Here is a 13,871-nt window from a genome sequence, read left to right as displayed (position 1 = left end):
CTCAGCCTCCGATGCGCGGCGGCACCGCGCGGGTGGTCTTCTTTTCTTCCTGCCTGGCGAATGCTTCCTTGGCCAGCTCGGCCACGCCGGCGATCGAACCGATGACGCCGCTGGCTTCCATCGGCATCAGCACCAGCTTCTGGTTGGGCGAGGTCGCCAGTTCCTTGAACGCTTCCACGTACTTCTGGGCAATGAAGTAATTGATGGCCTGCACGTCACCCTGTGCGATCGCCTCTGACACCACCGTGGTCGCCTTTGCCTCGGCCTCGGCCAGGCGCTCGCGCGCTTCGGCATCACGGAACGCGGCCTCCTTGCGGCCTTCCGCCTCAAGCACGGCGGCCTGCTTTTCGCCATCGGCACGCAGGATCTCGGACTGGCGCGAGCCTTCGGCTTCCAGGATCTGCGCGCGCTTCTCGCGCTCGGCCTTCATCTGCCGCGCCATCGCATCGAGCAGATCGCGCGGCGGCTGGATGTCGCGGATCTCGATCCGGTTGACCTTCACTCCCCACGGATTGGTGGCATGGTCGACCACGCTGAGCAACTGGGCGTTGATCACCTCGCGCTGGCTCAGCGATTCGTCCAGGTCCATCGAACCGATGACGGTGCGGATGTTGGTCTGCACCAGGGCGATCATCGCCACCTCCAGGTTGGCGACCTCGTAGGCGGCCTTCGAGGCATCGAGCACCTGGAAGAACACCACCCCGTCCACGCGCACCGCAGCGTTGTCCTTGGTGATCACTTCCTGGCTTGGCACGTCCAGTACCTGCTCCATCATGTTCACCTTGCGGCCGACCCCGTAGACGATCGGAATCAGGAAATGCAGGCCCGGCGACATGGTGTGGGTATAGCGCCCGAAGCGCTCCACCGTCCATTCATACCCCTGCGGCACCATCCGCACGGCCTTGAACAGGATCACCACGGCGACGAAGGCCAGAATCAGCGAAAACAGCACGGTGGGAAACATTACTTACTCCTCTCCATGGGTAATGCCGAATATAGCGCTGTTCCCGCCTCTCACCGCGCTCAGGTCCCGGCCTCCGGGGCGGCGGACAACGGCGGGCAGCAGCCGACGATCCCGGCCCTGGCGGTCCCCATGAACGGCAGCACGTCTTCAAGGCTTGGCTTCGGCGGCCTTGGCCTGCTCCCACAGCCGCTCCTGCGCCTCCAGGTCCAACCCGGCCAGCGATGCGCCCGCAGCGGCGGCCTGGGCTTCCATCGCGCGGAAGCGTCGTTCGAACTTGTGGTTGGCGTGGCGAAGCGCGGCTCCGACGTCAACCTTGGCATGCCGCGCCAGGTTGGCGCAGACGAACAACAGATCACCCAGCTCTTCTTCCAGCCGCGCCTGGTTGTCCTGTACCGGGCCGCGCGCGAATTCGGCGGCCACCTCGTCCAGTTCCTCACGTACCTTGTCCAGCACCGGCGCCGGGCCGGGCCAGTCGAAGCCCACCCGGGCCGCGCGTGCCTGCAGTTTCACCGCCCGCTGCCACTCGGGCAGCCCACGCGAGATGCCCGCCAGGGCCGAGCTGTCGCGATTGCCCTTGGCAGTGCGCTCGGCACGCTTGATCGCTTCCCAGTTGGTATTGACGTCTTCAGCCCCATCGACCGACACCTGCGCAAATACGTGCGGGTGGCGGCGCTGCATCTTGTCGCTGATCGCGCGGGCGACATCGGCAAAGCCGAACGCGCCCTGCTCGCTGGCCATCTGCGCATGGAAGACCACCTGCAACAGCAGATCGCCCAGTTCGTCGCAGAGGTCATCCAGGTCGCCACGGTCGATGGCATCGGCAACCTCGTAGGCTTCTTCGATGGTGTACGGGGCAATGCTGGCGAAGTCCTGCTGCAGGTCCCACGGGCAGCCCTGCAGCGGGTCGCGCAGGCGCGCCATGATGCCCAGCAGGCGTTCCAGTTCGGCGGGTGCGGACATCGGTGCTCCGGTCAGGCGGGAATCCAGGTGCGCCACGGCAGGCGGGTGTCGCCCAGCGCGATGAAGTCGCCGTTCAACAGCGTTTCGCGGCGGTTGTAGCGGAATGGCTTGCCGGTGGCGGCCGAGAGCACCGCGCCACCTGCGGCATGCAGCACGCACTGGCCGGCCGCGGTATCCCACTCGGCGGTCGGCCCCAGCCGCGGGTAGACATCGAGCGTGCCTTCGGCCAGTCGGCAGAATTTCAGTGATGAACCCTGCGCGACGACCTCGATCTCGCCCATGCGGTCCAGCAGCGCCTGGGTTTCCGGGCTGCGGTGCGAGCGGCTGGCAGCCACCTGCAGCGGCGGCAGCGCCGGGGTGCGGGTGCGCAGCACCGAGTCGTGCATGCCGTCGCGGCGGTAGGCCAGCTCGCCGCGCATGGCGTGCCAGGCCACGCCGCTGACCGGCGCCAGCACCACTCCGAACGCAGGGGCGCCCTGGTAGATCAGCGCGATGTTGACGCTGAACTCGTCATTGCGCTTGACGAACTCACGGGTTCCATCGAGCGGGTCCACCAGCCAGTAGGCGCCCCAGTGCCGGCGCACCTCCCACGGCACGTGTGCCGATTCTTCCGACAGGATCGGCAGGTCCGGGGTCAGCTGGCCCAGCCCGCGCAGGATCACCTGGTTGGCGGCCAGGTCCGCGGCAGTGACCGGGCTGCGGTCGGATTTGATTTCGACATCGAACGGGGTGGCATACACCGCCATGATGGCGGCGGCGGCGTCCTGGGCAATGGCAATCACCGTTTCGCGCAGATCGGTGGTGAGTTTGATCATTCCCCGCGTTCCAGCCACTGGCGGGCAATGAACAACGCCGCCAGTGAACGCCCTTCCGAAAAGTCCTCGCGCAGCATCAGCTGGTCGAGCTCGGCGATCTTCCAGGGCACCACTTCCAGCTCTTCCGGTTCATCGCCGACCAGTCGCTCGGGGTACAGGTCGCGTGCCACCACCAGGTGCGACAGGTGGCTCATATAGGTCGGGGCGAGCGTCATGGCGCGCAGGACGTCCAGGCGCCGCGCGCCGTACCCGGCCTCTTCCTTCAGCTCGCGGTCGGCGGCCTGCGCGGGGGTTTCGCCCGGGTCGATGCGGCCTTTCACCAGCCCCAGTTCGTAACGGTGCACGCCGGCCGCGTATTCACGCACCAGCAGCACCGTGTCGTCATCCAGCATCGGCACCACCACCACCGCGCCGTGGCCACGGCTGACCAGGCGCTCGAAGCGGCGGCGTTCGCCGTTGGAGAACTCCAGGTCCAGATGCTGGCGCTGGAACGGGCCGCTTTCCTCGTCCGTGATCTGGTGGATGGTGGGCAGCGGACGGGTCATGCGAACGGGCTCTTGGAGATCGATAGAATGCAGGCAGGTGAAAACGTGGCCATGAGCTCGAAATGCTAGCAGACCCAGCCCCCCTTACGTTGGCCGACCGGTGGCGGCAGCGCGACCTGGCCGTGCTGTGGCACCCGTGCACACAGATGCGCGAGCACCCGGACACCTTGCCGCTGGTGCCGATTGCGCGCGGTGAAGGCCCGTGGCTGATCGACCACGCGGGAGGCCGTTACCTGGACGCGGTGAGCAGCTGGTGGACCAATCTGTTCGGGCATGCCGAACCCCGCATCGGCGCGGCCATTGCCCGCCAGGCCACCCGGCTGGAACAGGTGATGCTGGCCGGCTTCAGCCACGAACCGGCAGTGGAGCTGGCCGAACGCCTGCTGGCGATCGCCCCCCGCCAGGCCGGGCGGGCGCCGTTGGCCAAAGTGTTCTACGCCGACAACGGCTCGGCCGGGGTCGAAGTTGCGCTGAAGATGGCCTTCCATTACTTCCGCAACCGCGGCGAGGAACATCGCACCCGCTTCGTGGCGTTGGAGAACGGTTACCACGGTGAAACCCTGGGCGCGCTGTCGGTCGGGGACATTCCGCTGTACCGCCGCGTGTACGCGCCGCTGCTGACCGAGGCGTTGTTCGCGCCCTCGCCGGACGCCTACCTGGCCGAACCCGGCCAGAATGCCGCCGCGCGCGCCCATGAAGCGGCCGATCGTCTGGCCGACCTGTTCGACCAGCACCCGGGCGAGATCTGCGCGGTGATCCTGGAACCGCGCCTGCAGTGCGCCGGCGGCATGCGCATGCACGACCCGGTCTATCTCAAGCGCGCGCGCGAACTGTGCGACGCCAATGGGGCCCTGCTGATCGCCGACGAGATCGCCACCGGCTTTGGCCGCACCGGCACCCTGTTCGCCTGCGAGCAGGCCGGCGTGATGCCCGAGCTGCTGTGCCTGTCCAAGGGCCTGACCGGAGGCTTCCTGCCGCTGGCGGCCGTGCTGGCCACCCAGGCCGTGTACGACGCGTTCCTGGACGACAGCCGCGAGCGTGCCTTCCTGCATTCGCACAGCTATACCGGCAACCCGCTGGCCTGTGCGGCCGCGCTGGCGACGCTGGAGATCTTCGCCGGCGAGGATGTGATCGCGCGCAACCGCAGCACGGCCGAGGTCATGCGCAGCCTGGCTGCGCCGTTCACCGACCATGCGCATGTGGCCGATGTGCGCCAGGCCGGCATGGTGGTGGCCTTCGAGCTGACCCGCAATGGCGACAAGCGCACACCTTTCCCCGCCGAAGCGCGGGTGGGGCTGCACGCCTACAACGCCGCGTTGCGGCGCGGCGTGGTGCTGCGCCCGCTGGGCAACGTGCTGTACTGGATGCCTCCCTACTGCGTGGAGGACGAACACCTGGACCTGCTGGCCCAGACCACCCTGGCCGCCATCGAGGAAGCTGTTGCATGCGCGTGACCCGCTCTTATGTAGATGCCCCGCTGGCCGTCGGCCAGACCCTCTCGCTGCCTGACGAGGTCGCCAACCACCTGGTGCGGGTGATGCGCCTGCGCGAGGGCGAAGGCTGCGTGCTGTTCAATGGCGACGGGCACGACTACGCCGCCACGCTGGTGGAAGCGGGCAAGCGCGATGCGCGCGTGCGGATCGACGCCGCGCAGGCGCTGGACAACGAATCGCCGCTGTCGATCACGCTGCTGCAGGGCATCGCGCGCGGTGAAAAGATGGATCTCATCCTGCAGAAGGCCACCGAACTGGGGGTCACCGCGATCGTGCCGGTAAATGCCGAGCGCACCGAAGTAAAGCTGGACGCGGCGCGGGCCGCGAAGCGGTTGGCACACTGGCGCAGCGTGGTGGTGTCCGCGTGTGGGCAGTCCGGACGTGCACGGGTGCCGGAGGTCGCTGCGCCGCTGGGCGTGCAGGAGGCGGCCAAGGGAATGCCGGCGGAAGCGCTCAAGCTGACGCTGGACCCGCTGGGCGAGCACAGCTTGTCCACGCTGGAGGCCGCGCCCGGTGGCGTGGTGGTCGCGATCGGGCCGGAGGGGGGCTGGTCGCCGCGGGATCGGCAGGCGCTGGCCGCCGCCGGGTTCCAGGGGTTGCAGCTGGGGCCGCGGATCCTGCGTACGGAAACCGCTGGTCTGGCCGCTATTGCAGCGATGCAGGCGCGGCTGGGGGATCTCGGGTAAGGCGGCGTCACGACCAACGGTCGTGACCTACCGCATTTCCGGTGATGTTCGCATTTCCGGTGATGTTCGAATGTCCGGTGATGTTCGAATGTCCGGTGATGTTCGAATGTCCGGTAGGTATCGACCGTTGGTCGATACCTGGTCAATTCACCGGGAGCACTTCATCCAGCGCGGCTTCCAGCGCGTCCAGATCGGGCAGCAGCGCGCTCTGCTCACCCAGCAGCACGCGCATGTGCACGCCCGGTGGCAGGGTTTCTTCGGACGCGTCAGCCAGCAGGCCGTCGCGCGGCACGGCGATCAGCTGCGGGAAGGTCTGGGTCAGCAGCGCGAAGTACGGGCGGTTGGCGTTGCCGCCCAGCGCCTTGAGCACCACCACCTTGTTGTTGCTTACCACCGCTTCCTCGCCCAGCCCGGACAGCCGTGCGAACGACATCAGCGGCACGTCCCAGCCCTGCCAGCGGATCTCACCGACCAGCCATGCGGGCGCGTTGTCCACGGGGGTGACCGGTACCTTGGACATCATTTCGGCCACCGTCGCATTGGGCAGCAGCACGCGCTCGCTGCCGGCCTGGATCAATACCCCGCGGATTTCGTCGTTGCTGGCGTAGCTCATGAGTCTGCTTCCTGAAAGTGATGCGGCGCGGCGATTACTCGCTTACGCCCCAGCGTTCGGCGATGGCGGCGGCCAGCTGCGGCGGATCCCCGGCGGCCATGCCGGCGGCAACCACCGCATTGGCGGCAACCGGGTCGTAGCAGCCTTCGCCGGTCTGGCCAGCGACCCAGCCGCCGGCCACGGCCAGCGCCAGGACATCGTCCAGCAGGGCTACGTCGCTGCCGCTGAGCATCACGACGGCGCTGTGCGCCGGCGGCAATGCGGCCACCTGGATGCCCCTGGCGTCGGCGGTAAAATGCAGTCCGCGGTTGTGCACCGCCACACCCACGTCGTCGGGCAGGATGTAGGCATTGCCCGCCAGCACCGGCTGGTCGGATTCAGCCAGCACGACCGGCAGCGCTGACACGCGGGCCATCTGCTTGACCAGGTTGCCGTAGCGGCCGCCGTCCAGGCGCATGTAGACCAGGATCGGCACCGCCAGCCCGGCCGGCAGCGCGGCCAGCAGGCGGCGCAGCGCGTCGGGGCCACCGATGCCGGCCAGCACCAGCACCGCGCCCGGTGCGGCGCCGTTCGGGTCGACGTCGGGTTCAAGCTCGACCAGCGACAGGCGATCGATGTCGAACGCGTCGGGCGCGACCGGCGCACTGACCGGCGCAGCTGGCGCTGCAACGGGTGCGGCGCTGTCGTCATCCACCAGCGCCCAGCTGCTGTGGTCGCCCAGTGGCGCCTGCGGTACGGCAGGCACCGAGGTCGGAACCGGCGGCGGTACGCTGGCCGGCGGCGCGGCCACAGGCGCCTGCATGGCGGCCAGCGCTTCTTCCAGCGAGATCGGCTCGCTGTAGCCTTCCGGCGCCTGGTACAGGCTGTCCGGTGGCACGTCGCCGGCCGCGTCGAACGCCTCGCGCACATGGAATTCCAACGGCGCGTCGGCATGCAGTTCGGCCGGGGTCTGCGGCAGGCCCGGTTCGGGCTGCAGCAGGCCTTCCTGCTCGGCGCCCGGCGGCAGCACGTCCTGGTGGCCGTGCAGCTTGGCCACCAGGTGGCGCGCCCAGCGCTGGGCTTCCCAGCCTTCGCGACGCGCAGCCAGCTCTGCTTCGTCGAAGATGACGGTCAGTGAGGGCGAGGCCAATACGGGGTCGAGGCGTTCCAGCGCCTCCTCGATGGCCGGCTCCAGCGCGATCAGCACCGCGCCGGCATCCGCACCGCCCAGGGTTTCCAGATCCACGCTGTTGGGATCCTCTTCCAGCACCACGATCGCGCCGGCCTGGGCAAGCGCTTCGCGCAGGCGCTCGCGCGCCGGGCCGACCCGTGCCAGCAATGCCACCGACGGCAGCGGGTTCAGGTCATTCACGGGCACGGGCGATCCCCAGCAGGTCATACACGTTTCGCATCAGGTCCAGCTCCTGGTACGGCTTGCCCAGGTAACGCTGGACACCGATTTCAAAGGCGCGTTGACGGTGCTTGTCGCCGCTGCGCGAGGTGATCATCACGATCGGCACGCCCTTGTAGCGCGGATCGGCGCGCATGGCGGTGGCCAGTTCATAGCCATCCATGCGCGGCATTTCAATATCCAGCAGCATCAGGTCCGGCACCCGCTCTTCCAGGCGTTCCAGCGCTTCGATACCGTCGCGGGCGACGGCCACTTCAAAGTTGTGGCGTTCCAGGATGCGGCCGGTGACCTTGCGCATGGTCAGCGAGTCGTCGACCACCATCACCAACGGTGCCTGGCGGTCGGCTGCCTGCGCGGCCGGTGCGATCGGCTTGAGCGGGTTGGCCTGGTGACGGCGCACCAGCGGCGCGACGTCCAGGATCACCACCACGCGGCCATCGCCGGTGATGGTGGCGCCGTAGATGCCCGGTACCGAGGCGATCTGCAGGCCCACCGGCTTGACCACGATTTCGCGGTTGCCCAGCACCTGGTCGATCGCCACGGCCGCGCGCAGTTCACCGGCGCGTACCAGCAGCAGCGGCACCTGCTCCTGCCCTTCGGCACGGGCCTGGCCCTGACCGACCAGCGTGCCCAGATCGTGCAGCGCGAATTCTTCGCCGCCGTAGTGGTAACCGCCGTTGGCCGACTCGAAGCGCTCGCGGGAGATCCGGCCGATACCGCTGACCGACGCCACCGGCACCGCGAAGGTGGTGTCGCCGATCTGCACGAACACCGCCTGGGTGACCGCCAGCGTCTGCGGCAGGCGCAGGGTGAAGGTGACGCCCTTGCCCGGCACCGAGTGGATGTCCACCGAACCGCCCAGCTGGCGCACTTCGTTGTGCACCACGTCCATGCCCACGCCACGGCCCGCCAGCTGGCTGACCTGGTCGGCGGTGCTGAACCCGGGCGAGAAGATCATCGCGTCCAGTTCGGCATCGCCCAGGACCGCGTCGGGTTCCACCAGCCCGCGCTGTTCGGCGCGGCGACGGATCGCCTCACGGTTCAGGCCAGCGCCGTCATCGGCCACTTCCAGCACGATTTCCGAGCCTTCGCGGCGCAGGCGGATGGCGATCTCGCCTTCCTCCGGCTTGCCGGCGGCGCGGCGCTGCTCCGGGGTCTCCAGGCCATGGGCCACGGAGTTGCGCAGCATGTGTTCCAGCGGCGCGACCATGCGGTCGAGCACATTGCGGTCCAGTTCCCCGTGGGTACCGTCCAGGGTCACATGGACCTGCTTGCCGGTGTCCTGGCCGGCCTGGCGGACCACGCGACGCAGTCGCGGCACCAGGCCGTCGAACGGCACCATGCGCGCACGCATCAGGCCGTCCTGCAGTTCCGAGCTGACCCGCGACTGCTGCTGCAGCAGCACGTCGTACTGGCGCGACAGGTCGTCCAGTACGCCCTGCAGGCCGCCAAGGTCGGCTGCCGATTCATTCAGTGCACGGCTGAGCTGCTGCAGCGTGGAGAAGCGGTCCAGTTCGAGCGGATCGAATTTGTGGTCGACCTGTTCCTGCTCGCGCTGGTAACGGGCCACGATCTGGGCCTCGGTTTCCAGGTCCAGGCGGCGCAACTGGTCGCGCAGACGCGCATTGGTACGGTCCAGTTCGGCCATCGCGCCGCGGAAGGCACCCAGCTGCTGTTCCAGTCGCGAGCGGTAGATCGCCACTTCACCGGCATGGTTGACCAGGCGGTCCAGCAGGTCGGCGCGGACGCGCACCTGTTCCTGCTGCGGACGGGCCAGGCTGTCGTCCTCGCTGGACGCTTCCAACGGCACCGGTGCGGACAACGGTGCCGAGGCGACGGCCGTATCGACCACCGGCGCGGCATCGACCGCGCTCGCGGCCGCGACGGGCGCGTCCTCGGGCTCGGCGCGGCCCAGCGTGCGCGCTTCGAACGCGGCAATCAGGTCGTCCGGCATGGCCACGTCGCGGTGGCGACCGGTGCGGGTCAGCATCTGGTGCAGACGGTCGAAGCCGCGTTCCAGCAGGTGGACGTCGCTGCGGTCGATATCGGTACGGTTGGCGGCGACCGCTTCCAGCAGGGATTCGATGCCGTGGCCCAGGTCGCCGATGGCATTGATGCCGGCCATGCGTGCGCCACCCTTGAGGGTGTGCAGGTCGCGCTGCAGGCCGGCGATCGCTTCGCGGTCCTGCGGAGCGGCGCGCAGTTCGCTGATCAGGCCATCGCAATGGTCGAGCAGGTCTTTGCCTTCTTCGACGAAGATATCGACCAGCTCGCGGTCCAGTACGCTGAAGTCGAGCGAACCGGCGTCGTCGATCTCCTCGTCGGCGGCGGCCTCCTCTGCCACGGCCGTGGCCGCCATCGGGGCGTCTTCGAGTTCGAACAGCGGTGCCGGCGGCGACGCGTCTGCAGCATCGGACACGCGTGCTTCGGCATCGGCCTCGGCGAACGCATCGCGCTCATCCAGCGCCTCGTGACGGGCATCCAGACCCAGCACCGGTGCATCCTCGGCCGACGCCTGCGTCTCGGAACCGTCGACAATGGTCAGACCGTCATCCAGCGCCTGCTGCAGTTCAACCGTTTCACCGAACGCCGGGGGAGACGGGATGATGTCTTCCAGCGCGGCGGCGGCTTCGTCTTCTTCGATGGCGTCCAGGCTGTACGCGTCGTCGTCTCCGACGGTGGCCGGTGCGTCGGTCTCCGCCGCAATCACCTCGTGAAGAACCTCGAGCTCCGCGGCCTCCAGTTCGATGGCCTGGAGCTCTTCAACCGCGATTTCCTCGGCCACCACGTCTTCGTCAACGACCCCGACCGGCGCCGACGGCTCGGCAGCTTCCGCGTCCGTGGCATCCACCGGATCGGGCAGCGTGTGCTCGTAGAAGCGCGACAGGTCGTCCGCAGCCGTCAGTTCGACCGCGTCAAGGCCGTGCTCGACAGCCGCCGGCCCGACGGTTTCCGGCAGGTCCCCGGTCGGCGCGCTGGACGGCGCATCGAACGGGGTCACCAGCTCGGCATTGAAGTAGGCGGAGAGATCGTCGCTGCCGGTCAGCTCATCGGCGACCAGCGGGTCGGCGGCGGCATCGGCGGCGTCGGCGCTGTCGTCTGCAACGGCATGGTCATTGCGCTCATCGAACTGTGCGGAGAAGGCCGCCAGCTCGTGGGCAGTGACATCATGCGCGGCCTGCGATGCATCGGCCTGGGCATCGTGGTCCGCCACGTTGTCGGCGTCGGCAACCACATCCACCGGGTCGACATCCTCGACCTCGAAGTCGAGGCCTTCGTCGGCGACCAGAGCCGGCCAGCGCGCCTCAGGCAGCGTTTCAGCCAGCGCATGGAGACGTTCGGCCAGCGCGGCCTGCGACGGAATACGCGGAGCGTCGGCCTGCAGCGCCACCATCGTGGTCCGGATCGCGGCGGCGGCCGCCGCCAGCGCATCCACGCCTTCGGTGCCCGGCACTGCATCGGCCGCCAGCGAGCGCTTGATGAAGCTCTCGGCGCCGCCGGTCACTGCGGTGATTTCGGGCACGTCGGTCATCGCGAACGCACCGTTCATGGTGTGCACCGCGCGCAGCAGGGTGTCGGTGACCGGTTGCGGCGCCGACTGCGCCTGCTCCAACCAGGCCTGCAGCGTCGCGTGGTGGGCCTCGACTTCGGCCTCCAGGATCTCGCGCAGCACTTCGTCGATGTTGGCCGGGGTGCCCGCCCCCTGTTCGGCGTCCGCGGTGTCCTGCGCGAGGTCCGACACGACCGCCTCCGCCGGCTCTACCGGCGCAGTGGCTGGCGTCGGACGCTGCAAGGGCACGTGGAAGGTTTCCTCGCCCGCAGCCACACGGTCGGCGATGCCCTGCATGGCCTGCAGGTCCGCGCTCACGCGGCTGCCGTCGCGCAGCGCCGCATTGAGCTGCGGCAGTACTTCATAGGCCTGGGTGACCATCGCCACCACGGCCGGCGATGCCGGACGGCTGCCGTCGAGCACGCGGTTGAGCATGCCTTCGATCTTCCAGCTGAACTCGCCCAGGGTGCGCGCGCCCACCAGGCGGCCACTGCCCTTCAGGGTATGGAACACGCGGCGGATCGGGCGCAGGCGATCCATGTTGTCCGGGGCCATGCGCCAGACCGGAAGCAGGTTGCCGAGGTTGACCAGCTCCTCGTCGAACTCTTCGATGAAGACCTCGCGGATGTCCTGGTCGATGTTCTCGCCGTCGTCCTCGAAGCCGGCTTCAATGGTGCCCGGCGCTTCAACACCCAGCGGCGCATCGACCACGGCGGGCGCCTGGACGGCGGGGGCGGTAGAGAACTGCGCGGCGGCGGCATCCAGTTCGGCAAGGAAGCGCGCGGATTCGTCATCCAGCTCGATCTTGCCGATGACCGCTTCCTGCACGCCAGCGACACTGCCCGCTGCCGTTGCGTCGAGCGGGACCTCGTCTTCGCGGGCCGCTGCTTCGCCGGCATCAATCCGGTCGTCGGCGGGCACGGCGGCTTCAACCGGTTCGGGCTGCTCCTGCAGGAACGCAGGAAGTGCCTGCACATCCAGCTCGCTGCTGGCGGTGGCCGGCGCGTCTTCGATCTGCAGCGAGAGCACATCGCCGGCATTGTGCAACGGCTCGTCGAAGGTGAATTCGATCGGCTCGTCGCTCAGTTCCAGCGCATCGTGTTCGGCAGCGACCGGGTCGAACCCGCTGGCGACCGGTGCTTCGGTGGCGGACGACGGCGCATCCACGCCGTCCAGGGCGATCGGTGCGATATCGGTCGCTGCTGCGGCCTCCCACGACGTGCCGGTGCTGGCATCTTCGGCCAGTACCGGATCAAAGTGGGCGAACGTGGGCGCGTCATCGGTACGCACGGGCTCAGCGTGCAGCGTCCACTGTGGCGCGTCCGGGGCGACCGGAGCGGTCGAGGCTTCGAACACCAGCGTCGGCGCAGGCTTGCCGGCCGGCGCAACCGGCGCGACAGCAGCCACCTCCGGCAGCGGCTCGAAGGTGAAGTCCGGCAGCGGCGGCGACGGCACCTGGCCCGGTGCCGGAGCGGCCGGCGTCACTGCCGTCTGCACCGGGGTCACCACGGGCGCATCCCAACCGGTCAGCTCCACGTGCTCCGGGGCGACCGGCAGCGCTTCGGCGCTGGCATCGGCCGGGGCGGCATTCTCGTCCGGAAGCGGCCAGTAGCGCAGCGTTTCCAGGCTGGTGCGGGTGATGTCGAGAATGTCGTCGCGACCCTGGCGGCGCTCGCGCAGGGCTTCAAGGTAATACTCCAGGCTCGCCATCGCATCGGCGAGGGTATCCAACTGGCGGCCACTGGGCACGCGCTGGCGGCCAATCAGCTCGACCGCGATGTACTGGCGCACGCCCTGCAGGTAATCGGCCGGCGTGGACAGATCGAGCATGCGCAGCGCGCCGGCGACCTCACCCAGCAGGCGCGGCACCTCATGCAGCTGCTCGTGGTTCCAGTTGGTTTCAATGAAGGCGACGAAGTGCTCGCGGGCGGCCGAGAAGTTGGCGATCGCCTCATGGGCAAGCACCTCAACGGTACGCCGACCTTCGGCAGCGCTTGGATCGTCCTCGCCACTGCCGCCGGCGCCAAGATGGGCGACCTGGTCGTCCAGTGACGCATCTACGTACAGCAGTGCACCGGCGATATCCAGCAGCAGCGTTTCATCGATCTGCTGCTCGCCCTCGACCACGCCACGCAACGCATCGCGCTGCTGCACGACCACGCCGCGGGCCACGCCCAGGCCCATCATGCCCAGGGTGTCGGCCACCGCGCCCAGTTCGTCGACCTGGGTCTGCAGCTGGGCCGGCTCGCCACCGGTACGCAGGTGCAGGTCCAGCGCGTCCTTGATGCGCAGCAGTTCTTCCTTGACCGCATTGCCCACGGTGTCGAGCAGTTCACGGTTGCGTCCGCTGAGGCTGCCACGTGCGTGGTCCAGTTCGGCCTCGGTGGCGCTGGCGCTGTCCGGTGCGAAGGCGAACAGCACGCTTTCATTGATCACCGGCGCGGCGCGCGCCAGGCGGATGTCATTGAGCAGCGGCAGCAGCACGATCGGAATGTCACGGTGACCGTTCTGCAGGCGCTCCAGGTAATCGGGCAGCAGCACGCTGCCGCGCATCAGGGTGGCGCAGGCTTCGTCGCGGTCGGGCACTTCCCCGGAGCCGATCGCATTGGCCAGCTGTTCCATCTCCTCGGCCACCATCGCCGGCGCATACAGCTCGACCATGCGCAGCGTGCCCTGCACCTGATGCAGGTAGCCGGCGCAGAAGCGCATGCGACTGCCATCGGCAGGATCTTCGGCGTAGTACTCGAGCTCGTTGCGCACCTGGCGCAGGGTCTCGTCCAGCTCCGGCTTCACCCAGCCCAGGGCGGCGTGGCTCATGGCATCGCGCAGCGTGCTCATGCCAGGTCTCCCGGCAG

General features: G+C 68.5%; 9 protein-coding genes. 2 read left to right on the top strand and 7 right to left on the bottom strand.

What is annotated here, in order from left to right:
• Position 1: 1 nt before the first annotated feature.
• The 4 genes from ACTJI4_RS04345 to nudE form a co-directional block, all read right to left on the bottom strand.
• Complete coding sequence (locus ACTJI4_RS04345; RefSeq protein WP_392920724.1) at positions 2-964, bottom strand: SPFH domain-containing protein; 963 nt, start codon at positions 962-964, stop codon at positions 2-4.
• A 147-nt stretch (positions 965-1,111) separates the two neighbouring features.
• The gene (gene mazG / locus ACTJI4_RS04340; protein WP_392920727.1) at positions 1,112-1,924 is read right to left on the bottom strand and encodes a nucleoside triphosphate pyrophosphohydrolase; all 813 of its coding nucleotides are present in this window, start codon (positions 1,922-1,924) and stop codon (positions 1,112-1,114) included.
• Between the two features lie 11 nt (positions 1,925-1,935).
• A complete protein-coding gene (cysQ, locus tag ACTJI4_RS04335) occupies positions 1,936-2,739 on the bottom strand; it encodes a 3'(2'),5'-bisphosphate nucleotidase CysQ (protein WP_392920730.1) in 804 nt (267 codons plus the stop codon).
• Positions 2,736-3,284, bottom strand: coding sequence for an ADP compounds hydrolase NudE (nudE, locus tag ACTJI4_RS04330; protein WP_392920733.1), 549 nt, complete (start codon positions 3,282-3,284; stop codon positions 2,736-2,738). Before nudE ends, cysQ begins: the two co-directional genes overlap by 4 nt.
• 62 nt (positions 3,285-3,346) lie before the next feature.
• On the opposite strand from nudE, the gene bioA reads away from it, so the two are divergent.
• Together bioA and ACTJI4_RS04320 are read left to right on the top strand one after the other, a co-directional pair.
• Positions 3,347-4,738, top strand: a complete 1,392-nt coding sequence (gene bioA, locus ACTJI4_RS04325) for an adenosylmethionine--8-amino-7-oxononanoate transaminase (RefSeq protein WP_440868610.1) — start codon at positions 3,347-3,349, stop codon at positions 4,736-4,738.
• Positions 4,729-5,463 (top strand): 16S rRNA (uracil(1498)-N(3))-methyltransferase, encoded by a 735-nt coding sequence (locus ACTJI4_RS04320; protein WP_392920738.1) that lies wholly within the window; start codon positions 4,729-4,731, stop codon positions 5,461-5,463. The genes bioA and ACTJI4_RS04320 overlap by 10 nt, the downstream gene beginning before the upstream one ends.
• A 142-nt stretch (positions 5,464-5,605) precedes the next feature.
• On the opposite strand, the gene ACTJI4_RS04315 is transcribed toward ACTJI4_RS04320, so the two are convergent.
• Genes ACTJI4_RS04315 through ACTJI4_RS04305 form a run of 3 tightly spaced genes read right to left on the bottom strand, consistent with a single transcriptional unit; the run spans position 5,606 to position 13,854 of the window.
• Positions 5,606-6,076, bottom strand: a complete 471-nt coding sequence (locus ACTJI4_RS04315; protein WP_392920741.1) for a chemotaxis protein CheW — start codon at positions 6,074-6,076, stop codon at positions 5,606-5,608.
• Between the two features lie 34 nt (positions 6,077-6,110).
• Positions 6,111-7,433 carry a chemotaxis protein CheB gene (locus ACTJI4_RS04310; protein WP_392920744.1) on the bottom strand — a complete coding sequence of 441 codons (1,323 nt, stop codon included), beginning with the start codon at positions 7,431-7,433 and terminating at the stop codon, positions 6,111-6,113.
• Entirely contained in the window at positions 7,420-13,854 is a 6,435-nt protein-coding gene (locus ACTJI4_RS04305) for a hybrid sensor histidine kinase/response regulator (RefSeq protein WP_392920746.1), read from the bottom strand. The genes ACTJI4_RS04310 and ACTJI4_RS04305 overlap by 14 nt, the downstream gene beginning before the upstream one ends.
• Positions 13,855-13,871: the final 17 nt, after the last annotated feature.

This window comes from Stenotrophomonas sp. 22385 (assembly GCF_052045085.1).
Taxonomy (GTDB): Bacteria; Pseudomonadota; Gammaproteobacteria; order Xanthomonadales; family Xanthomonadaceae; genus Stenotrophomonas.
This window is presented reverse-complemented; position numbering and strand designations above follow the sequence as displayed.